The organism is Huintestinicola butyrica (assembly GCF_025567215.1).
GTDB classification, from domain to species: Bacteria; Bacillota; Clostridia; order Oscillospirales; family Ruminococcaceae; genus Huintestinicola; species Huintestinicola butyrica.
Genome location: NZ_JAOQKB010000005.1, coordinates 127,211 through 149,286, shown reverse-complemented (window position 1 = coordinate 149,286; position 22,076 = coordinate 127,211). Strand labels below are relative to the sequence as shown.

At 48.2% G+C, this 22,076-nt stretch carries 21 protein-coding genes; 4 read left to right on the top strand and 17 right to left on the bottom strand.

Features of this window, described 5'->3' with window-relative positions; all coding sequences use genetic code 11:
* Window positions 1-10 precede the first annotated feature (10 nt).
* The 7 genes from OCV68_RS07485 to mraZ form a co-directional block, all read right to left on the bottom strand.
* Window positions 11-1,387 (bottom strand): FtsW/RodA/SpoVE family cell cycle protein, encoded by a 1,377-nt coding sequence (locus OCV68_RS07485; protein WP_262571864.1) that lies wholly within the window; start codon window positions 1,385-1,387, stop codon window positions 11-13.
* 35 nt (window positions 1,388-1,422) lie between these two features.
* Entirely contained in the window at window positions 1,423-2,439 is a 1,017-nt protein-coding gene (gene mraY, locus OCV68_RS07480; protein ID WP_022474142.1) for a phospho-N-acetylmuramoyl-pentapeptide-transferase, read from the bottom strand.
* Window positions 2,440-2,510: 71 nt separating this feature from the next.
* Window positions 2,511-5,360, bottom strand: coding sequence for a UDP-N-acetylmuramoyl-L-alanyl-D-glutamate--2,6-diaminopimelate ligase (locus tag OCV68_RS07475; RefSeq protein ID WP_262571861.1), 2,850 nt, complete (start codon window positions 5,358-5,360; stop codon window positions 2,511-2,513).
* Between the two features lie 58 nt (window positions 5,361-5,418).
* Window positions 5,419-7,722: a penicillin-binding transpeptidase domain-containing protein gene (locus tag OCV68_RS07470; RefSeq protein WP_262571859.1), complete on the bottom strand. Its 2,304-nt coding sequence runs from the start codon at window positions 7,720-7,722 to the stop codon at window positions 5,419-5,421.
* Between the two features lie 148 nt (window positions 7,723-7,870).
* On the bottom strand, window positions 7,871-8,359 hold the full coding sequence (locus tag OCV68_RS07465) for a hypothetical protein (RefSeq protein ID WP_022474139.1): 489 nt from the start codon (window positions 8,357-8,359) through the stop codon (window positions 7,871-7,873).
* A gap of 59 nt (window positions 8,360-8,418) precedes the next feature.
* Window positions 8,419-9,339 carry a 16S rRNA (cytosine(1402)-N(4))-methyltransferase RsmH gene (gene rsmH / locus OCV68_RS07460; RefSeq protein WP_262571858.1) on the bottom strand — a complete coding sequence of 307 codons (921 nt, stop codon included), beginning with the start codon at window positions 9,337-9,339 and terminating at the stop codon, window positions 8,419-8,421.
* Window positions 9,340-9,355: 16 nt separating this feature from the next.
* The gene (gene mraZ, locus OCV68_RS07455; RefSeq protein ID WP_022474137.1) at window positions 9,356-9,784 is read right to left on the bottom strand and encodes a division/cell wall cluster transcriptional repressor MraZ; all 429 of its coding nucleotides are present in this window, start codon (window positions 9,782-9,784) and stop codon (window positions 9,356-9,358) included.
* A 560-nt stretch (window positions 9,785-10,344) separates the two neighbouring features.
* Between mraZ and OCV68_RS07450 the strand changes: the two genes are divergently transcribed.
* The 4 genes from OCV68_RS07450 to OCV68_RS07435 all read left to right on the top strand — a co-directional run bounded on the left by OCV68_RS07450 (window position 10,345) and on the right by OCV68_RS07435 (window position 13,416).
* On the top strand, window positions 10,345-10,899 hold the full coding sequence (locus OCV68_RS07450) for an HD domain-containing protein (RefSeq protein WP_262571856.1): 555 nt from the start codon (window positions 10,345-10,347) through the stop codon (window positions 10,897-10,899).
* Window positions 10,900-11,117: 218 nt separating this feature from the next.
* Window positions 11,118-11,483 carry a BlaI/MecI/CopY family transcriptional regulator gene (locus tag OCV68_RS07445; protein ID WP_022474135.1) on the top strand — a complete coding sequence of 122 codons (366 nt, stop codon included), beginning with the start codon at window positions 11,118-11,120 and terminating at the stop codon, window positions 11,481-11,483.
* A gap of 5 nt (window positions 11,484-11,488) precedes the next feature.
* On the top strand, window positions 11,489-12,943 hold the full coding sequence (locus OCV68_RS07440; protein WP_262571853.1) for a M56 family metallopeptidase: 1,455 nt from the start codon (window positions 11,489-11,491) through the stop codon (window positions 12,941-12,943).
* A 14-nt stretch (window positions 12,944-12,957) separates the two neighbouring features.
* Window positions 12,958-13,416: a hypothetical protein gene (locus tag OCV68_RS07435; protein ID WP_022474133.1), complete on the top strand. Its 459-nt coding sequence runs from the start codon at window positions 12,958-12,960 to the stop codon at window positions 13,414-13,416.
* Window positions 13,417-13,574: 158 nt separating this feature from the next.
* On the opposite strand, the gene acpP is transcribed toward OCV68_RS07435, so the two are convergent.
* From acpP to OCV68_RS07385, 10 genes are all read right to left on the bottom strand, one after another.
* Complete coding sequence (gene acpP / locus OCV68_RS07430) at window positions 13,575-13,802, bottom strand: acyl carrier protein (protein ID WP_022474132.1); 228 nt, start codon at window positions 13,800-13,802, stop codon at window positions 13,575-13,577.
* Between the two features lie 62 nt (window positions 13,803-13,864).
* Window positions 13,865-14,689 (bottom strand): acetyl-CoA carboxylase carboxyltransferase subunit alpha, encoded by an 825-nt coding sequence (locus tag OCV68_RS07425; protein WP_022474131.1) that lies wholly within the window; start codon window positions 14,687-14,689, stop codon window positions 13,865-13,867.
* Window positions 14,682-15,563 carry an acetyl-CoA carboxylase, carboxyltransferase subunit beta gene (gene accD / locus OCV68_RS07420; protein WP_394803502.1) on the bottom strand — a complete coding sequence of 294 codons (882 nt, stop codon included), beginning with the start codon at window positions 15,561-15,563 and terminating at the stop codon, window positions 14,682-14,684. Before accD ends, OCV68_RS07425 begins: the two co-directional genes overlap by 8 nt.
* 21 nt (window positions 15,564-15,584) lie before the next feature.
* Complete coding sequence (locus OCV68_RS07415) at window positions 15,585-16,931, bottom strand: acetyl-CoA carboxylase biotin carboxylase subunit (RefSeq protein ID WP_262571850.1); 1,347 nt, start codon at window positions 16,929-16,931, stop codon at window positions 15,585-15,587.
* A gap of 19 nt (window positions 16,932-16,950) precedes the next feature.
* Window positions 16,951-17,376, bottom strand: coding sequence for a 3-hydroxyacyl-ACP dehydratase FabZ (gene fabZ / locus OCV68_RS07410; protein ID WP_262571848.1), 426 nt, complete (start codon window positions 17,374-17,376; stop codon window positions 16,951-16,953).
* A gap of 13 nt (window positions 17,377-17,389) precedes the next feature.
* Window positions 17,390-17,863, bottom strand: coding sequence for an acetyl-CoA carboxylase biotin carboxyl carrier protein (gene accB, locus OCV68_RS07405; protein ID WP_262571846.1), 474 nt, complete (start codon window positions 17,861-17,863; stop codon window positions 17,390-17,392).
* Window positions 17,864-17,883: 20 nt separating this feature from the next.
* A complete protein-coding gene (gene fabF, locus OCV68_RS07400) occupies window positions 17,884-19,122 on the bottom strand; it encodes a beta-ketoacyl-ACP synthase II (protein ID WP_022474126.1) in 1,239 nt (412 codons plus the stop codon).
* A 17-nt stretch (window positions 19,123-19,139) separates the two neighbouring features.
* Window positions 19,140-19,877 carry a 3-oxoacyl-[acyl-carrier-protein] reductase gene (gene fabG, locus OCV68_RS07395; protein WP_022474125.1) on the bottom strand — a complete coding sequence of 246 codons (738 nt, stop codon included), beginning with the start codon at window positions 19,875-19,877 and terminating at the stop codon, window positions 19,140-19,142.
* Window positions 19,878-19,930: 53 nt separating this feature from the next.
* Window positions 19,931-20,860, bottom strand: coding sequence for an enoyl-[acyl-carrier-protein] reductase FabK (gene fabK / locus OCV68_RS07390; protein WP_022474124.1), 930 nt, complete (start codon window positions 20,858-20,860; stop codon window positions 19,931-19,933).
* A gap of 36 nt (window positions 20,861-20,896) precedes the next feature.
* Complete coding sequence (locus OCV68_RS07385) at window positions 20,897-21,895, bottom strand: beta-ketoacyl-ACP synthase III (protein ID WP_262571843.1); 999 nt, start codon at window positions 21,893-21,895, stop codon at window positions 20,897-20,899.
* Between the last annotated feature and the right edge of the window lie 181 nt (window positions 21,896-22,076).

The window sequence follows — 22,076 nt, the reverse complement described above, 5'->3', positions numbered from 1 at the left end:
TAGGTACATTTTATTTTTTGCGTGAACGTGCATTTTGACCCAGCTGCTTTTTAGCCAGTTCGATCTCACGGGACTGTTCCGAGGGAGCGGCGTCAGGCTGTTCCTTGTCGGGCATGGATTGTCGTGACACGTTCAGTATCAGCCCCATTTCCAGGAGCTGGATTATAAGCGCCGTTCCGCCGTAGCTGAAGAACGGCAGCGATATTCCTGTGTTGGGGATAGCGTTTGACACAACGGCGATATTCAGCAGTGCCTGCAGTCCTATCTGTACGGTAAGACCTGTAACAAGCAGCATACCGAATTTATCGGGTGCGTTCTCGGCTATCTTGAAGCCTCTGAATATGAGCATAAGGAAAAGAATGATAACGACTGCTGCGCCAAGGAAGCCCAGCTCTTCGCACACGATGGCGAAAACAAAGTCGTTCTGCGACTCGGGGAGATACAAAAACTTCTGCCTGGAATTTCCCAGACCAAGACCGAACACTCCGCCCGAGCCTATGGCAATGAGGGAGTTTCGTGTCTGCCATGCGATATCACGGTTTGCGTCATCAAAGGTATAAAGCCAGCTGTCGATACGGTTTTTGATGTATGAGTAGTCGGCGTATTTGTACAGGATAAATGCAACAACAGTGATAAGGGCAATACCGCCGATTACCAGAGGAATGAACGATTTCATATTTGCGCCGCCCACATAAAGGAGTGTGACTGCAATGGCGCAGATGATTATGGTACCGGAAAGGTGGGGCTGAACGACTGTAAAGCCTGCGGCAATGGCGAGTATGGCGATATACGGCAAAAGTCCGCCCTTTTCCTTCAGCTTCTGATGATTTGCGGAGATCATTGCAGAAAAAATGATTATCACCGCAAGCTTCATAAGCTCGGAGGGCTGAAAGGTAAAGAACGTTTTGGTTGCAGTACCAATTCTTATCCAACGGCTGGCACCGTTATCGGTAACGCCGAAGAATTTCGTGTGGACAAGTATCATCAGCAGTATGCAGATAACAAAAAGTCCGTTTGCCACCAGCGATGACCTGAGGATATGATAGTCAAACTTTCGGCTGGAAAGATACATCATCACCACAAGGCCTATTGCTGCCATGAAAAGCTGCTTCTTGAAATAATAATCCTGGGGTTTATTGTCATGTATCGCCAAAGCGTAGGAGGCGGAATACATCATTATCATTCCGAATACCAACAGCACAAGCACCAGAAAAAGAAAGGTGAGGTCTATCTCGCCGATGCGGATATTTTCCAGATACCTGCTTTTGGGCATAAGTGCCTTGAACCAGGTCTTGTTATTGGCAAGGCGCTTTTGCTTGGGTGCCTTTTGCTGCTTAGGCTGTTTTTTCTGAGCTTTGGCGTTTTGCTGGGACTGCTGTTTCGGCATGGCGGCTCTCCTTTCTTTAAATATTTTATATCCGATTATTTAAGGTAGATGTTGTAAAGAACGTTGCCCAGTATTCCGCAGATAAGACCCACTGCGGAGAATGTGATAACTATTTTGTACTCGGAAAAGCCGCACATCTCAAAGTGATGGTGGATAGGGGACATTTTGAAAATTCTCTTGCCTGTGGTCTTGAAGCTGATGACCTGGAGCACAACGGAAAGCGCCTCGCAGATATATACTATTGCGATGAGCGCCAGCAGCAGATGCTGGTGGGTTATAAAGCCCATTGCGCACACGCAGCCGCCCAGGAACATGGAGCCTGTATCGCCCATGAATACCTTTGCGGGGTTAAGGTTCCATACCAGGAAGCCCATGCAGCCGCCTGCCAGAGCAGAGGCGAATATGGAATACTCGTACATTCCCATGGTAAGGAAAATTGCCAGCCATGAGAGAGAGAATACTGTGGTAACTGTTCCGCACAGACCGTCAACGCCGTCGGTAAGGTTAACGGAGTTTGTGAGGAATATAAGGTACAGGAGCATTATGATGTAGTAGAAGAAGCCGAAATCCACCTTGCCTGCAAAGGGAATGATTATCTCTGTGGAGGTATCGCCCAGCAGACGGAGAACTTCAAGGAACATAACGGAAGCCGCAAACTGCATTATCATCTTCTGCTTTGCGTCAAGACCCTTGTTCTGCTTTTTCACTGCCTTGATGTAATCGTCGATAAATCCGATAACTCCGTTGAGGATAGCGTAGCCCAGTCCTGCAAGGAGCTTGTATAGACCGTTGTTATCGGGTACCACTGCGCTCTGAGGACATACAAAGCGCCATACGCAGTAGGCTGCGGCGGTGGCAAGAATGGTTCCGATGATGAACATGAAGCCGCCCATAAGAGGGGTCCCGTTCTTGCTCTTGTGCCATGCGGGGCCTTTTTCGTAAATAGTGGTTCCGAAGTGAAGCTTCTTGAGAAGCGGTATAAGGTATATTCCCAGTACGGCGGACACTGCAAAGGCAATGGCAGCCGCCATCAGATTTATCCAGTACGGCATATTATCTGCTCCTATCTGTAATTATATCATGATCGTTTTGTCATATCACGGCGATTTGCGTCACCCGCAGGTCACTCGCCGTAATAATCCCTGATGATATCTTCCATTCGCATACTGCGGCTTGCCTTGTAAAGAACGGCATCGTTGTCTCTAAGGCTTGCTTTCAGGAAATCAAGCACTTCTGCCTTGTCGGAGGAGTAATAAGCCTCTGCTCCGTTTTCCTTTGCGCCCTCGGCAATGTGCTTTGCGTTATCGCCGTAGCATACTGCCAGGTCAATGCCCTTCTGTGCGGCATATTCGCCAACTTCCTTATGAAGTTTTGCGGAAAGGTCGCCAAGCTCCAGCATATCGCCCAGAACGGCAATGTGCCTTGCTCCCTTTGTGTCGCAGAGAACATTCAGAGCCGCCTTCATGGAATCGGGAGCGGCATTGTAGCAGTCGATTATGACTGTCTGTCCCTTTTTATATTCTTTGTGCTGACGGAGACCGTCCAGCCCGAAGCCCGAAAGCTTTTCCGCAATGCCTGCCATGTCGCAGCCTGCCGCTTCCGCTGCCGCCGTGGCAATGAGAGCGTCTGTGATATGGTGGCTGCCTATGCAGGGGAGGGTCATTCTTTCGCACCTGATGCCGTTTTTCACAACGGTAAAGGAAGTGCTCTCCTCGCCTGTTTCGATATCTGCCGCAAAATAGTCGCAGTTTTTATCAACTATGCCGCAGGTAATGACCTTGCGGTCGGTTATTGTGTTTTTCAGAGGTGCAAGGTGTGGGTCATCGCCGCAGACGATAAGGGGAGCGGCGGGTTTTGCACCCAAAAGCACTTCAAGCTTTGCCTTTAAAACGCCCTCCTGTGTGGAACCGAGATTTTCAGCGTGTGACCAGCCGATATTTGTTATTATGCAGATATCGGGGTTGCTTGATCTTGAAAGGCGTTCCAGCTCGCCGAAGTGGGACATTCCCATTTCGATAACAGCCGCTTCATATGCGGGGGTAAGCTCCAGCAATGCAAAGGGCATACCTATCTCATTGTTGCGGTTTGCAGGGGTCTTATAGGTGTTGTACTTTGACGAAAGGGCAAGTGCGACCATTTCCTTTGTGGTGGTCTTGCCCACGCTGCCCGTAACTCCCACAAGAACGGGGGAGAACTTTCTTCTGAAATGACCTGCAATGTCAAGCACTGCTCTTACGGTGTCCTTTGTGACTATGCAGGGGCAGCCCTCTATCTCATGGTCGGTCACATTGACAACAGCGCCCTTGTCGGTGCAGTCCTTAACGTAATTGTGACCGTCAAACTTTTCGCCTCTGTAGGCAACGAAAACATCGCCCGGTAATATCTTTCGGCTGTCGCTCTTTATTCTGTCGGCAGCGATCTTTATTGATGTGTCGGGGATATTTGCGCAGCTGCCTTTGCAGGCCTGAGCCATTTCCTCAACAGTCATGCTTATCTTGTCAAGAAGATCCAGCGCTTGGGCGCATATCTCACGCTCGTCAAAGTGAATGTGGACATTTCCTGCCAGCACCTGATAATCCTCGTGACCCTTGCCTGCCAGAACGATAACATCGCCCTTTCGAGCAATTTTCACCGCATGGAAGATAGCTTCCTTTCTGTCGGTGATGTGGTCGCAGGGAACGTCAGAACCCTCAAGCCCTGTCATTATCTCATCAATAATAGCGTCGGGGTCTTCATTTCTGGGGTTATCGGATGTTACTATGAGATAGTCTGCAAACTGAGCCGCAGCCTTTGCCATAAGGGGGCGCTTTGTGCGGTCACGGTCGCCGCCGCAGCCGAAGAGGCATATGAGCTTGCCCTCGGTGTTCTCCTTTATGCTGGGAAGCATATTTTCCAGCGCATCGGGGGAGTGAGCATAGTCGCAGACAATGAAGAAATCCTTTCCTGTGGGGATTATCTCGCACCTTCCCCTTACGCCCTTGAAGCAGCCCATGGCTTCGGTTATCTTTTCCATGGGGATTTTAAGCTGAGCGCACACGGCAATGGCCGCAGTGGCGTTCAGTATATTGTAGCCGCCCATCATTCTGAGAGTGAACGGGAAGCTCTTTCCGGGGCAGCAGAACCAGAACTTTGTCACGCCGCCCGAATACTTGATATAGCTTGCGTAAATGCTTGTATCACCCTTTAATCCGTATGAATACTTGGGGCAGGATATTTCATTGTAAAGCCTTTCGCCGTAGCTGTCCTCAGTGTTGATGAAAGCGCATTTGCAGTGGTCGGTGAACAGCTTTTTCTTTGCCTGATAATAGTTTTCCATAGTGCCGTGATAGTCCAGATGGTCACGGGTAAGGTTTGTGAAAACGGCACATTCATACACCGCAGGGCCAATTCTGTTCTGCTCCAGCGCAAAGGAGGATACCTCCATTACGCAGTATTTGCAGCCCTGGTCTGCCATCATTCGGAATATTTTGTAAAGCTCATATACCTTGGGAGTGGTGGGGGTGGAATCGTCCCTTTCAACAGGCTCGTTACCGATAAGCGCACCTGTGGTGCCGATAAGACCTGTCTTTTCGCCTGTGTATGAAAGAATATCATGTACCATGGTGGCAAGGGTGGTCTTTCCGTTGGTTCCCGTGATACCGATAAGAGTAAGCTGCTTTTCGGGGTGGTCAAACCATGCGGCGGTAAGGTGACCGTAGAATTTTCTGGTGTCGGATACAACGATCTGCCTGTCGCCGAGACCTAAGTCATGGTCGCACACAACGGCTGCTGCACCCTTTTCGAGCATTTCTGCCGCAGCGGTGTGACCGTCAAACCTTGCACCCTTTACGCATATGAAAATGCAGCCTTCCGATACGCTTCTTGTATCATCGGTAATGCCTGTGATATCGCAGTCGCCGCCGCTGTAAGCATATTCAGCGGACTTTCCCGCATCTGTCAGCAGAGCGGAAAGCTTCTTTCTGATTTCTTTCATAGATGACCATTTTTCTTCGGGTTTCCCTCGGAAAAATGTACTCCTTTCCTATATGATATCAGCCCTCGTCCTTTACACGGAAGGTTACTTCAACGACTGTTCCCACGGGAACTTCCGCACCCGGCAGATAGTTCTGGGAGTAGGCAATGGCACCCGAATGGGCGGTTGCGCCGTCGCCTGCCTTGAAGTTGATGTTTGCGGAGGTGAGCAGCTGATTTACCTCAGACGGAGTATGACCGATAACGTTGGGAACGGTGGCATACTGGGTCTCGTAATTTTCCTCGGTGTAAAGCACTACCTTGCCGTTTCTGGGAACGGAGGAGGAGCGGGAGGGGACCTGAGCCACGACCTTATCGCCCTCGCCTACCACATAATACTGAAGCTCGAGATTTGTAAGGGTCTGCTCTGCCGCCTCAACGGTCTGTCCCTCAACACTGGGAACGGTAACGTCAAGAGCCGCAAGCTCTTCATCGGTATATTCGGGATAATAGCCCAGATAGGGAAGTGCGTCCTTGAAAACTGCCGATACAACGGGAGCGGCGACCATGCTGCCATAATATACCTGAGAACCGTTGTGGTCTCTGCCCTGAGGCTCATCGACCATTACAAGCATGATTATCTCGGGGTCGTCTGCGGGAGCAAAACCTACGTATGACGCTACATAAAGGTTTTCAACGCCCAGCTGATTGTTCTTCTGGAGCTTCTGGGAGGTTCCCGACTTTCCGCCTATGCGGTAGCCCTTGATGTATGCGTTGGAGCCGCCCTTGTTGTTTACAACGCTTTCCAGCACCTGTCTCATTTCGGCGGAAGTCTCTTCCGAGATGACCTGTCTGCGGACAGTCTTTTCAACGGTCTGGATAACGTTGCCGTTGTTATCGACTATCTTGCTTACAACGTGGGGCTGTAAAAGGTATCCGCCGTTTATTACAGCGGCGTATGCTGTTATCATCTGAATGGGTGTAACTGTGTTTGACTGACCGAAGGAGCAGGAAGCAAGCTCAACTATGCCCATGCTCTCCTCGGCAACGTACAGACCCGAAGCCTCACCCGGGAGGTCGATGCCTGTAGGTTCGGTAAAGCCGTAAGCCCTGAAATAGCTGCAGAATTTTTCGATTCCCAGTCTCTGACCTATCTGAATGAATGCGGGGTTGCAGGAGTTTGTCATGGCAGTGGTAAAGTCCTGAGTGCCGTGAGCGCCTGCTGTCCAGCAGTTGATGGTACGGTCAGCCACCTGAATGGAGTGGTTGCAGGTAAATGTGGAGTTAAGGTCGATGACCTTTTCTTCCAGTGCGGAGGAGCCTGTTACTACCTTGAAAACGGAGCCCGGCTCATAAAGCTCGGTGATAGCCTTGTTTTTCCACTGCTTTTCACGAAGCTCGGCATACTTTTCGTTGTAGCCTTCCTCATCGTCGGGATTTTCTTCCTTGTACTTTTCAAGGGTCAGCTGATCTTTTTTTGAATAGATGCTGTTTCTGTCGTTAAGATCATATCCCGGGGAAGTAGCCATGGCAAGGATATCGCCTGTCTTTGCGTTCATGATTATGGCGCAGGCACGGTTATCAACGTTATTCTGCTCAACGCAGTTTGCCAGCTCTCTCTCGCAGTAATACTGGAGGGTGGAGTCGATCGTGAGATAAAGGGAGCTGCCGTCCTTTGCCGCATAGATCTTGTCGTTTTTGTAGGGCATCTCGTTGCCCAGACCGTCCGTTGCGGAGATGATTTTTCCGTCCACTCCCGCAAGATAGTCATTGTAATAGGCCTCAACGCCGTAAATTCCGTCGCCCTCGTAGTTTGTGAAGCCGATGACCGCAGCCGCCATGTCTCCCTGAGGATAATAACGCTTTGTGTCGTCCTCGGTGCTTACAAGGTTTCCCGCCAGACCCTCTTCATCTATGCGGGTGTATATCCGGGTAACAATGTCCTTTTCAATTTTGGAAGCGACCTTGTACCACTGCTTGTTCTTTGTTTTTTCGTCGCTGAATACGTTTACCAGCTTGGTGTAGTCAGCACCCAGCTCCTCGCTGAGTATCTTTGCAACAGTTTTTATCTGGCGTTCCTTTTCGTCCGCATTCATCTTGCTTTCGTCCACGCCTGTGAGGGCGCTGGGGTTGAGTATAACGTTATAGACCGTGGCGGACTGGGCCAGTATTTTTCCGTTGGTATCATAAATGCTTCCACGGTTTGCCTCCACCGTGGTGCTTCCAAACTGACTGTCATTTGCCATGGCGGTAAAGCGGTCATGCTCGGTTACCGACACATGGTAAAGGTTTGCGATAAGCACGCCTGCCGCTGCCAGCACTGCAATGCTTACAGGCAGGTTAAGGCGGTTCTTCATCTGTTTTGTTGGCTGATAGGACGGCAATGGTAGTTCTCCTTTCTTTGGAAAGCCCCTTTCATTGTTTGTGCCTTTTTGTATTTTTTTCAGGCAGATTCCTTTGTTCACATTCTTATAAGTGCAAGAACGCATGAGCCGTGAAAGCGGTCATGCGTTTCAATTCATGTATATTTATTCAGCCCTTGAGGTATTCCAGAAAGCTGTTGAAGCCGTTCTTTATTTTTGTGAAAATATTGTCGCTGCTGTCGCTTATTTCAGCCTTGTTTCCGCTTTCGATGCTTACATATTCTACCTGAGCGTTGTCAAGCTTCTGCATTCCCAGAACGTTTTCGGCGTAATCCTCAACTACCTTCTGGGAGCTTTTCTGCTCCAGACGGGTCATCATGCTGACATTTTCCTGCTCCAGCGAGCGTACTACCGCTTCCTGATCCACGATAGCTGCGTGAACGGAGGCGATATCAGCCTTTGATGTGATGCACAGCGAAATAAGTGCGCCTGTTGCGATGAGCAGCATCACCATAAATACAGGGTGAACTGCTGTCTGGGGCTTTGCTGCCTTGTGGCTCTTTATATTCTGCCGTGTGTTTTCACGGGCGTTTGATCTTTCTTCTCTTTCTTCGTACTGTGAAAGGCTATAGGCGAGATTTGTATTCCTTGCTGCCATAAATATCCTTCCTTTCTTCTTTCCCAAGTCTTTTTATTTATAAGTGTAAGTTCCTGTTTTTACAGCTTTTCGATTATCCTGAGCTTTGCGCTCCTGCTTCTGGGGTTAGCCTCAAGCTCCTCTTCGGAGGCTTCAAGGGGCTTTCTGCACACAAGCCTTCCCTTCGGCTTGTTGCCGCATACGCATACGGGAAAGTCAGGGGGACAGGTGCAGCCCTTGCACCAGCCTGCAAACCTCTGCTTAACTATCCTGTCCTCAAGGGAGTGGAAAGTGATGATACAGAAGCGTCCGCCGGGCTTTAAAAGCTCGAAGCCCTCATCAAGGGCACGGTCTAAGTGGTCAAACTCGCAGTTGACTGCGATACGTATTGCCTGAAATGTTTTTTTGCATGGGTTTTTGTCCCGCCTGAACTTTGCGGGAATGGAGTCCCTTACTATATCGGCAAGCTCCGTTGTGGTCTCAACAGGCTTTTCGGAGCGCCTTTTTATTATAGTTTCCGCAATCCTTGGAGCAAATTTCTCCTCGCCGTACTCGTAGAGTATCTTTGTGAGCTGCTCCTTTGAGTATTCATTGACGATATCCCTTGCAGATGTGCCTTCCTTTGACATTCTCATATCAAGGGGAGCGTCATTGTGGTAGGAAAAGCCTCTCTCGGCGTTATCCAGCTGATAGGAGGACACACCAAGGTCAAGGAGTATCCCGTCCGCACCGCAGATGCCAAGATCATCGGCTATCTGCTTTATCTCGGAGTAATTTCCCCTTACCACCTGTGCAGGCAGACCGCTGAGCCTTTCGGAAGCCACAGCTACAGCATCGGGGTCACGGTCGATGCCTATGAGCCTTCCCGTTGTGAGGCGCTTTGCTATCTCACGGGAATGGCCTGCACCGCCGCAGGTACCGTCAAAATAAATTCCGTCAGGTTTGATATCAAGACCGTCAAGGCACTGCTCCAGCAGCACCGGTATATGAGCAAATTCCATATATTTTCCTTTATTATCAGAATGCAAGAGAATCTATTGCCTCAGCAAGCTCTTCGTCAGTGAACTTGGAGTTGATCTCGTTATATCGTGCGGTATCCCATATCTCGGCACGGTTAAGGTTGCCGATAACGGTGATGTCGTGGTCAAGACCTGCGTGTTCCCTTAAATTCTGGGGAATGAGTATTCTGCCCTGCTTGTCAGCCTCGGCAACGACAGCGTTTGCCGCATACTTTCTTATAGCCTGCTTTGCAACGGGACCTGAAAGGGTGCGGAGCTGTTCGGTAAATTTTTCCCATTCCTCGTTGGAATATACGTAAAGGCAGCCTTCAAGACCTATTGTGATGACAAAATTCACGCCAAGCTGTTCTCTGAGCTTGTTGGGGAATGCCATTCTGCCCTTAGCGTCCATATTATGGTAATATGTACCCATGAGAGGAGCGTGCATCGTCATCAGTCCTTTCCGTACAGAATTTGGGGCAGCCATTCAACACTGCTTTCAACAGGCTGTTGAAAATCACCACTTTTCACCACAAAATGGGGCTGCTTCACCACTATGATTTAATTATACACTATGTGTTACCAAATTGCAACTATTAAAGGCAAACTTAAACCCAAATAAATCAAGAATTTTGCCCTTTGCTTTTGAGCATTTTGACGAAAATATCATGTCAAATCGTATAATTTGCTGTGTTTTTATCTATTTGTATAATTTTAAAGCTATTATACGGCGGTGGTGAGAAGTGGTGAATATTTTAACCGCTTTGTAATCCCTGATACTAAATCGAAACCAATTTTTTCCTTGACAAAATATTCTTTTGAAAAATATTCTAACAATTTTCTTTAAAACTGTGCATAATATCTATTGCAATATGCTTTTTATGCTGATATAATAGAAAAGGATGATTTTAAAGTGTGTCAGCAGTGCCTGAAACGCTGCTGCGAGAAAAATAGAAAAGTGTGTAAGAACTACCATATACAAACAAGGTAACTAAGGAAGGTAATACGATGTTAAAAGCTATCGGTTCCAAGCAGGATCTTTCATTGCCGGGCACTGAGTGCGGATACTACGAAGAGGTTGCGGATCTTCTCAAAAGCGAAGTTGTGCAGCAGATGAAGCAGTATATGCACCACGGTCATACGACCTGTTTTCAGCATTGCCTGAATGTTTCATACTACAACTACATTTTCTGCAAGCTCCTTTCGCTGGACGCCCGTGCAGGTGCAAGAGCGGGTCTTATCCATGACCTGTTCCTTTACGACTGGCACGATTATGTTCGTGAAAAAGGTCAGAGAATGCACGGTTGGACCCATGCGGCAACAGCTCTTGCCAATGCTCAGAAGTATTTCGATATCACTCCCGTGGAGGCTGATATCATTGAAAAGCATATGTTCCCCATGAACATTGCGCTGCCCAAGTATAAGGAGACAGTTGTTATCATCATGGTGGATAAGATATGCGGAGCGTGGGAAGTAATCGCTCACTGGGGTCTGCTTGCAGCCCGTGCTGCAATGCTGCCAAAGAGAATGATAACTCATTTCAAAGCACGCAGATCGGCATAATAACAATAACACTGTGCGGGGTAAAAGATATAACACAGAAACGGACGTCCTTCGGGGCGTCCGTTTTTTGTTATATCATATTAAAAAAAAATAAAAAAAGACTTGACAACCACTACATCCTGTAGTATAATAAAGCTACTACAGAATGTAGTGGATAATATTATCAAAATCTAAGTATTGTTCTGTTAAAGGGACATAGAAAGGATATGGTCATATATATGATTAAAAATTTAACTGAAGCAGAATCGGCTATAATGAAGAAAATATGGGAGCTGAATTCGCCTGTGACTTCTTCTGTGCTGATGGGTTATTTTTCAGAAGAAAGAGGGTGGAAATCACAGACTGTAAGCACCTTTCTGTCAAGACTGGTCAAAAAGGGCTTTTTGTCAGTGAAAAGGTGTGGTGCGGCAAATGAATATACCGCTGTTATTTCAGAAAGTGCTTATGAGCAGGCAGGAGCAAGGGAAGTTATCGACAGACTTTATAATGGCTCAGTGAAAAATATGATAGCATCTCTTGCTGACTGCGGTGCAATAAGCGATGAAGAAATGGATGAGCTTAAAAATTGGTTCAGTAAGAGGTGACGTGATTGACGCTTGTTTTTATTTTCGTTCTTGTGTCATCTGCAGTAGTAGGTATTATTATGCTGCTTTTTAAAGCAGTGCTGAATTTTGCCGGACGTGAGCTTTCCGCAGAAAGCAAGGAGACTGTGCTGATGGTACTGCTTTCATTTCAGCCGATATCAGCCGCAATTATGCTTGTTGCTGAGAGTATCCCTTTGCAGCCCTATCCGACAGTAGGTCATGAGGTACTTGCATTTGTCACTGCTTCTGCGGCAGAGGTGAGTGCAGAAACAATAAAATCGGGTTCAGCCGGAACAGGAAGCACATTTATTTATATTTTGGTGTTTGTCTGGTGTGTGACAGCTGCTGTTATTTTGATAAAAAAGGCAGTTGGTTATGCTGTATTCAGAAATGCTGTGGAGAAGACCGGTTTAAGAAAACAGGAGGGCTGTCCGACTATTATGGTAAGCGATGCAGTGACATCGCCATTCCTTATGGGTGTTTTCAGACCTGTCATAGTAATTCCTGTCAGCGATCTTTGCAGAGATGAGCTTGAAATGGCTGTCAGTCATGAAAAAGCGCATTATCAAAGACATGATACAGCCAAAAAGGCATTTGCGGAGCTGCTTAAAAGCTTGAACTGGTTTAATCCCTTGTTTTATATGCTTACAGATGAACTGTATGAATTATCTGAACTTATTGCGGATAGTATTACTGTTTTAGGCAGAAGCCATGATGAAAGAAAAGCCTATGGAATGATGCTTTTGAAATTTATTGACAGACAGCGTAAAAGTGAGCTTTGTGTACATATGAGCGGAAATGCAAAAAAACTTAAAAGGAGGTTGGAGTTTATTATGATGCCTGAAACAAAAAAAGTTAATACATTTATGGTTGCTGTTCATAAGGCAGCGGGAATTGTTTTTGGCGCAGCGATATTATTTTTTATGTATATCAGTGTACATACTGTTATTTGTGCTGTTGATGATAACAGTATAACATACGGTAAAGATCAATTACCTATAAACGGATACAGCATGATAAATGATATAGGTGAAAAGATCTCTCCAGATTCTTTTGAATGCAATGAAATGTCGGTTCCGCAAAATGATATGTATTCTGTATCAATGCTTCAGTCCGACAGGGGATACTCGGTAGATCGGGTTTCTTACGGTAACGGGCAAACTATAGTGCTGTGCAGTGATGATGAGGCGGGCTTTGATTTCAGCAAAAACAGTAAAGCAGTTATATGTATTTTACCTGATCTGTCCCCCGATTATTCAAACATAGACGGCAGCGGTGAGCTTGTAAAGATTGGTTATATCTATAATGGAATTGCTACAGAGCTTTACAAGGGGCGTATAAATACTGAAGGGCTTGAGGTGGAGTTTTCAGCCGAGGAAAATGGAAAATATATGTTTTATGTTGTCAATTCCTGTGCTGGGCTTCAAAATATTGAAAACTTAAAAATCATTATATTATGACGGGAGAGATAATTATGTTAAAGAAGATCACAAGTATTCTGGTTGCAGGTGCTATGGTTACTGCCATGGCAATAAGTGCAGGAGCTGAAAATTATGATAAAAAAATAGATCAAGTATATTCTTCGGAATCAATTATGAGAGCAAGCAGTTATTCCTATAGCGATTTCAGCATTAACAATGGATATACTATGATTTTAGGTAATTCAAAATCTAATGACGGCTATTTTTATATTGATGCCGGTACAACTGTTACATTAACCACTAAGCTTACTTCAAACCAGACAGCTTTGGATATGGGATATTATTATAATGGCAGCTATACAGAGTGCGGCTGGAGCAATTCCGGACCATCATGGGGAAAATACACTTATACGTGCACAATGACTATCAGTAAAGCAGGCTATTATAAATTCTTTATTTCAAATAATACCGCAAATACTTTATCATTCACAGGAACATCTGTTGCTTTTTAATTGATAGCAAATAAAATTTTGTTCCGATCTATTTGCACAGTGGGCGCAGTTATTTAACTGCGCCCATTTTTGGTATAAAATATGCACTGATAAAATTATAAAAAAAGGACTGCGGCAGCTTTATACCACAGTCCTTTTAATTCTCGTGTTCATCGGAATTACTGATTGTCCTCGATGTACTTAACGATATCGCCTACAGTCTTGATATTTGCAACTGCTTCATCGGGGATCTCCATGTCGAACTCTTCTTCGAGGGACATAACGAGGTCAACAACGTCCAGGGAATCTGCGCCGAGATCGTCCTGAATGTTGGATGTAACGGTAACAGTATCAGCGTCAACGTCGAGCTGCTCTGCGATGAGTTCCTTAACCTTATCGAATACCATTTGAATTTCCTCCTTGTGTATTTTTATATAAAGACAAAATTGTCCTTACGGCTTGGTAAAAATCAGTCCTCGGTAAAGGCGCCGATTTTTCTAAACTTATTATATCGTTCATTCAGCAAAAGGTCAATATCTTTATTGATTTTACTGTTCAGCGATTTTGCCAAAAATTCACTGATATTTTCGGCAGCTGTCTCGGGATCGGTGTGAGCGCCGCCCTGAGGCTCGGGGATTATCTCCTCCGCAACGCCCAGCTTAACGGCGTCCTCAGCGGTTATGCGCATGATATTGCAGGCTTCCTTTTCACGGGAGGAGTCCTTCCAGAGAATGGAAGCAAAGCCTCTTGGTGAAATTACCGAATAGATGGCGTTCTCCATCATTGCCAGCTCGTCGCACACGCCCAGAGCAAGTGCTCCGCCGCTGCCGCCCTCTCCCAGTATAACGGAGATAACGGGAGTTCTGAGGGTCATGAACTCGGCAAGGTTCCTTGCTATTGCTTCACCCTGACCACGCTTTTCAGCAGCCACGCCGCAGAATGCGCCTGAGGTATCTATGAAGCAGATAACGGGGCGGTGGAATTTCTCCGCCTGTCTTGCCAGTCTCAGAGCCTTTCTGTAGCCCTCGGGGTGGGGCATTGCAAAGTTTGAAGCCTTGTTTTCAAAAATGTCACGGCCCTTTACCTCTGAAATGACGGTAACGGGCATTCCCTGAAATCTTCCCACGCCTCCGAGAATGGCGCCATCGTCTCCGAAGAGCCTGTCGCCGTGCATCTCATAAAAGTCGGTGAAGATAAGAGGAAGATAGTCCCTGATAGTGGGGCGATTCTTGTGGCGGATTATTTCAAGGCGGTCATATGGGGTAAGCTCGTTTATGATATTTTCCTCAGCCATTGGTGACATCCTTTCCATCGGGAGTGTAGGACTTATGGAGACGGATAAGGTGCGCTAAGGTGTGGCGCATATTCTTTCTTTCCGTTATCATATCCACAAAACCGTTTTCAAGCATGAACTCGGCGGACTGGAAGTCCTCGGGGAGCCGCTGCTTTATGGTGCCCTCGATAACTCTTCTGCCCGCAAAGCCTATAAGCACTTTTGGCTCGGCGATGATTATATCGCCCAAAGAAGCGAATGACGCAGTTACGCCGCCTGTGGTGGGGTCGGTGATCACTGTGATGTAAAGACCGCCTGCCTGTGACAGACGTGCGGCAGCACCGCTGGTCTTTGCCATCTGCATAAGAGAGACCAGACCCTCCTGCATTCTTGCGCCGCCCGAAGCGGTGAAGAGAATGAGGGGGAGCTTTTTCTCAGCAGCTCTTTCAAAGGCACGGGTTATCTTCTCACCCACGACGCTTCCCATGGAAGCCATCATAAAGTGGGAGTCCATTATGCCGATGATGCAGCGCTCGCCCTTTATGGTGCATTCGCCTGTGATGACAGCCTCGTTCAGACCTGTCTTTTCACGCAGAGAGCTTATCTTCTCCTGATAATCGGGGAAATCTATTGGGTTAAGGCTTGTCATACCCTTGTCGTACTCAACAAAGCTGCCGCTGTCGGCGGTTATGGCAAGGCGGTCTGCGGCGTTCATTCTGCCGTGATATCCGCAGGAGGGGCATACCCACATATTCTTTTCAAGCTCATCGTAATCGCATGATGCGGAGCATCTGGGGCATTTGAAGAGCTTTTCCGCAGGGGTCTCTTCCTTGATCTTATCCCCGTCCTCGCTGTTGAAGCGGGCAGTGACGACCTTAAACAAATCCTCTAACAAGTTTTTCGCCTCAATTCAACTTTATTTTCCCGAAAGCTTTCTTCCGAGATATCCTATATCATAGGTTCCCTTTTCAAACAAGCTGTCTCTTATAAGGGAAAGCTGGAAATCAATATTTGTGTCAACGCCGTCAACGATGAACTCGGCAAGCGCCCATTTCATCTTGGCGATAGCCTCTTCTCTGGTAGGGGCGTGAACTATGAGCTTTGCTATCATGCTGTCATAGTAGGGGGGAATGGTGTAGCCCTGATATGCGGAGCTGTCCACTCTTATGCCGGGACCTCCGGGGATATGGAGAGCGGTTATCTGACCGGGGCTGGGACGGAAGTTAAGTGCGGGATTTTCCGCATTTATTCTGCACTCTATTGCATGGCCTCTGATGGTGATATCCTCCTGTGCAAAGGGCAGCTTTTCGCCGTTTGCGATAAGTATCTGCTGCTTTACAAGGTCGATGCCCGTAACAGCTTCGGTAATGGGGTGCTCTACCTGGATACGGGTGTTCATCTCCATGAAATAGAAATTCCTGTCAGCGTCAACGAGGAACTCGATGGTTCCTGCATTTGTATATCCGCAGGCCTTTGCTGCCGCAACGGCAGCCTTGCCCATTTTAGCTCTCAGCTCGGGTGTCATGATAGGTGAGGGAGTTTCCTCCAGCACCTTCTGGTTGCGTCGCTGCATGGAGCAGTCACGCTCGCCCAGATAAACGGTGTTGCCGTAGCTGTCCGCCAGTATCTGCACCTCGATGTGCTTGGGGTTCACGATGAACTTTTCCATATAAACCTCATCGTTTCCGAAGAAGTTCAGGGCTTCCTGCTTTGCTGCGGTGATAGCCGCTTCAAGGTCTTCGGGGTGCTCTACCAGACGTATTCCACGTCCGCCGCCGCCTGCCGATGCCTTTACCATAAGGGGGCAGCCTATCTCTTTGCAGAGCTTCTTTGCGGCTTCCATATCGGGAACTGCTCCGTCGGAGCCTGGGATAACGGGAACGCCCGCAGCCTTCATGGTCTCCTTGGCGGCAGCCTTGTCGCCCAGCATTCTGATTGATTCGGGGCGGGGGCCGATGAAAACTATATTGTTTTTAAGGCACAGCTCGGCAAAATCGGCATTCTCGGACAAAAATCCGAAGCCGGGGTGAACTGCCTCTGCGCCTGTCATCTTGCACGCTTCGATTATTGCGGCAGCGTTAAGGTAGCTGTCCTTTGTGGCGGCAGGACCTATGCACACAGCCTCGTCGGCGATCTTTGCGTGAAGTGCGTGCTTATCTGCGGTGGAATAGACCGTGACGGTATGTATGCCCAGCTCTCGGCAGGCACGGATTATTCTTACGGCTATTTCGCCTCGGTTTGCTATAAGAACCTTTTTAAACATTTTATTCAGAGCCTTTCGGTTACTTTATTGCAAATGTGATCTCGGCGGATACGGCCTTTTCGCCGTTAACGGTGCACAGGCCCTTGCCAACGCCGATGGGACCCTTTACCTTGATTATCTCGACCTCGATCTTCAGTCTGTCGCCCGGAACTACCTGGCGGCGGAACTTTGCTTCCTTGATGCCGCCGAAGAAGCCGATCTTTCCCTTGTTTTCGGGGAGGGTGAGCATTGCTGCGCAGCCTGCCTGAGCCATCATCTCGACCATGAGAACTCCGGGAACTACGGGATAATCGGGGAAGTGACCCTTGAACCAGAATTCATCGGGGGTCATATTCTTGTATGCCACCACACGCTTTCCCGGCTCCAGCTCCTCGATCTCGTCGATAAGCAGGAACGGGTCACGATGGGGGATTATTTCCATGATCTGTTCTTTGTTCATAAGCATATTATTTTCCTCCTCAGCCGATTATCATTACAGGCTCGTCATATTCCACAGCCTGACCGTTCTGAGCCATGATCTCCTTGACCTCGCCGTCGCAGGGGCTGGGTATCTCGTTCATTATCTTCATGGACTCGATTATCATGATAACGTCGCCCTTCTTTACCTTCTTGCCTACTGTTACGAAAGCTGGCTTGTCGGGTGAGGGGGAGGAGTAATATGTGCCCACGATAGGAGCCTTTACCACAGTGCCGTCTATCTTCTTCTCCTTCTTTTCGGGAGCAGCCTCAGGAGCGGGTGCGGGTGTGCCAACAGGTGCTGCGAATGCGGGAGCGCCCATAGGCATGGGAGGGGGAGGGCACTTGCCCTTTATTACCAGCTTTGCGCCGTTTGTCTTGTCCTCAAGCAGGATCTCTCCCAGGTCCTTGTCGTTTATAAGATCCGCCAGTGCGGAGATGTCTTTTATTTCCAGGTCAAAGGGAAGCTTTCCCATTGTTATCAGTCCTTTCGCAGTTAGCCTGTGTATTTCTTCAGGCACAGAGTAGCATTGTGGCCGCCGAAGCCCAGGCTGTTTGTGAGAGCGGCATTGACAGTGGTATTTCTGTTGCCCTCAACACAGTAGTCAAGATCGCACTCGGGGTCGGGAACCTTGTAGCCCACTGTTGCGTGGATAAAGTCCTCGTGGCAGGAAAGAGCGGTAACGATGGCTTCAACGCTTCCTGCTGCGCCCAGAAGATGACCTGTCATGGACTTGGTGGAGTTGATAGCTACCTTTCTTGCAGCTTCCTCGCCCAGAGCCAGCTTGATAGCGGTGGTCTCGTACTTGTCGTTAAGACCTGTAGAGGTTCCGTGAGCGTTGATATAGTCAATATCCTCAGGCTTCAGACCCGCTTCTTCATAAGCCAGTCTCATGCCTGCTGCTGCTGCCTCGCCTGTGGGGGAGGGGCTTGTCATATGATATGCGTCGCCTGTTGCGCCGTAGCCAGCGATTTCAGCATATATCTTTGCGCCTCTTGCCTTTGCGTGCTCAAGCTCTTCAAGCACCAGCATACCGCTGCCCTCGCCCAGAACAAAGCCGTTTCTTTCCTTGTCGAAAGGAATGGAGCATCTGGTAAGGTCATCGGAACGGGTAAGAGCCTTCATATTGTTGAAGCCGCCCAGTGCAAATTCGCTTACGCACGCCTCAGCGCCGCCTGCGATGCAGACATCAAGGTAGCCGTCCTTTATCTTTCTGAAAGCCTCGCCAATGGCGTGGGTGGAAGATGCGCAGGCTGTGGTGGTGCAGAAGTTTGCGCCCTTGAAGCCTGTCTTCATGGAAATAGTACCTGCTGCCATATTTCCTATCATCATGGGAATGAAGAAAACGGAAATTCTGTCGGGGCCTTTTTCCAGATACTTGGAATGTTCCTGATTTGTAAGGTTAAGACCGCCGATGCCTACGCCGGCGATAACGCCTGCACGGAATGGGTCGATGTCCTCAAACTTTGTGCCTGCGTCATCAATAGCCTCGAGAGCTGCGGTGACTGCAAACTGAGTGAAGCGGTCCATTCTCTTTGCTTCCTTCTTGTCAAGGCGCTTTTCGGGAGAAAAGTCGTTGACGGTGGCAGCGATCTTTACATCAAAATTCTCGCTGGTGATGTCGTTTATATAGGAAAAACCAAGCTTGTTAGCCTTGATATTGTTCCAGAATTCTTCTACTGTGTTGCCCAGGGGGGAAACTATTCCCATTCCCGTAACTACTACTCTTTTCATATGATACCTGTCCTTTCTTACATTGAAAGTCCGCCTGAGATCTCAATGACCTGACCTGTTACATAAGAGGAATCCTCGGAAGCAAGGAAGGATACCACGCTTGCGATCTCCTCAGGCTCGCCGTAGCGCTTCATAGCGATCTGATTGAGCATAGCGTTCTTCTGCTCATCGGTAAGCTTGTCGGTCATGGGGGTGTGGATAAAGCCGGGAGCTACTGCGTTGCAGGTGATCCCTCTGGAACCAAGCTCTTTGGCAACTGTCTTTGTCATGGAGATGATAGCGCCCTTGGAAGCGGCATAGTTTATCTGACCGGGATTTCCGTACAGTCCTGTTACGGAAGCAAGGCTGATGATATGACCGCTCTTCTGGCGGAGCATAACGTTGCCCACAAGCTTCATCATGTTGAATACGCTCTTCTGATTAACTGCAATTACCATGTCGTACTGCTCTTCGGACATTCTTGCCATAAGACCGTCTCTTGTGATGCCTGCGTTGTTTACCAGAACGTCGATGGAGCCGAAGCGTGCCTTTACGTCCCTTACCATCTGCTCGCACTGGTCGTACTTGGAAACGTCTGCGCAGAATATCTCTGCCTCAACGCCCAGAGCCTTTACCTTGTCAACGATATCGTTGTTTTCAAACATGGTCATGTTAAGGTCGTTGAAAGCAATGTTCATGCCGTCCTTTGCAAGTCTCAGGGCAATGGCTGCGCCTATTCCTCTTGATGAGCCTGTTATCAAAGCTGTTTTTGCCATTATATTATCCTCCGTAATTATTCTATTGACATTTTTCAGGAAAATTATTCAGCTCAGAACTGAACGTTCAGAAGCTTGCCTGCCTGGGAAACAATGTCGTTCACTATTTCTGCGCAGGGCTTAACGTCGTTTATCATACCTGCAATAAGGCCGCAGAGCATTGAGCCCTCGTCTGTGTTGCCGTCAACGACAGCCTTTCTGAGAGAGCCTACTGTAAGAGCTTCAAAGTCCTCGGGAGGAGCAGCCTTTTTCTCCATATCCTGAAGGACCTTGGTATATTTGCTCTTGATGCAGCGGCAGGGGCTTCCCGAATAGAAGCCTGTGATGGCATTGTCGGTGTCCTTTGCCTTTACGACTGCATTCTTGTAGTTTTCGTGTATCTTGCATTCCTCGGAAGCAAGGAAGCGTGTTCCTATCTGAACGCCCTCTGCGCCCAGCATAAAGGAAGCTGCCATTCCTCTGCCGTCGGCAATTCCGCCTGCTGCGATAACGGGTATCTGCACAGCGTCAACTACCTGGGGAACGAGACACATGGTAGTGTTCTGACCGATGTGTCCGCCTGACTCGGTGCCCTCTGCGATAACAGCGTCAGCGCCTATTCTTTCAAGTCTCTTAGCCAGTGCGACGGAGGGAACTACGGGAATTACCTTTATTCCTGCGGCTTTCCAGTCGGCAATGTACTTGCCGGGGTTGCCTGCGCCTGTGGTAACGAAAGAAACGCCCTCTTCAATTACCAACTTTGCAAGGTCATCGGCATTGGGGGACATGAGCATGATGTTCACGCCGAAGGGCTTGTCGGTAAGCTCCTTGCACTTTCTTATCTCGCTTCTAAGGTAGTCGATGGGAGCGGAACCGCCTGCGATGATGCCTGCGCCTCCTGCGTTTGAAACAGCGGAAGCAAGGCTGCTTTCAGCTATCCATGCCATGCCGCCCTGAAGAAGGGGATACTTTATACCCAGAAGCTTTGTTACTCTGTTTTCCATTAGGTTTTCCTCCGTTTTTGAAGATGTATATATATATCAGTATTCTGTGATTACCGAGCCCATTGTAAGACCTGCGCCGAAGCCTACCAGACAAAGCTTGTCCCCACGCTTGAGCACGCCTCTTTCAACTGCGTCGTTGAGGGCAACGGGGATAGATGCGCTGGAGGTGTTGCCGTGGAGGTCGATGTCGGTGAAGAACTTGTCCATGCTTACGCCAAGGTTCTTTGCGGCAGTCTCGATTATTCTGATATTTGCCTGATGGGGGATAAACAGGTCGATGCTTGTAACATCAAGACCTATCTTGTCAGCTGCGTTCTTTGCAGCTGTGGGGAGCGCCTTTGTGGCGAATTTATATACTTCCTTGCCGTCCTGAACGATGCCTGTGTGAGTGATGGCAGGGTCGGTCTGGTCGTCAATGGTAAATCTGTCCTCGGTCATGAAAGGATTATCGGGATGAGATGCCTTTGCGTAAAGGAACTTTGCACCTGTACCGTCTGCGCCCAGCCAGCTGGTGAACATCTTGTCGGAGCGCTCAAGGAGCACTGCTGCTGCGCCGTCGCCGAAAAGAATGCAGGAGGAGCGGTCGCTGTAGTTTGTGATATAGGAAAGCTTCTCGTTTGATACTACCAGCACATATTTCAGGCTGTCGTCTGTAGCGAGGAACCTGTGCGCTGTGTCAACGGCATATACGAAGCCTGAGCAGGCAGCGTTAAGGTCAAATGCGGCAGCATTCACTGCGCCAATTTCTCTCTGGACCAGGCACGCCATGGAAGGTGTCACGAAATCGCCTGTGATCGTGCTGTCGATGATAAGACCGATATCCTTGGGGTCGATGCCTGCTCTTTCAACAGCCTGCTTTGCTGCCATGGAACCCATATACCATGTAGGCTCGCCGTTGGCGATGCGCCTGTGGCTTATTCCTGTGCGTGTTCTGATCCATTCGTCGTTTGTCTCGACGATCTTGGACATATCGTCGTTTGTGATGTCAAGCAGCGGAGTGTAGGCTCCTGTTGAAAGAATATTGATACCGCTCATTATATTGCTCATCCTTTCGGGAATTTGTTCTGCGGAAGCATACTTCCTCGGGAAAATTGTTAAAGATAGCCTTTTGCGTATTGTAATTTCGGAACAAATATGTTATTATAGATTTATGGCATTATTCCCGTGCAATACGATACACTATATATTGTAATATATTTTTACAGTGCTTGTCAAC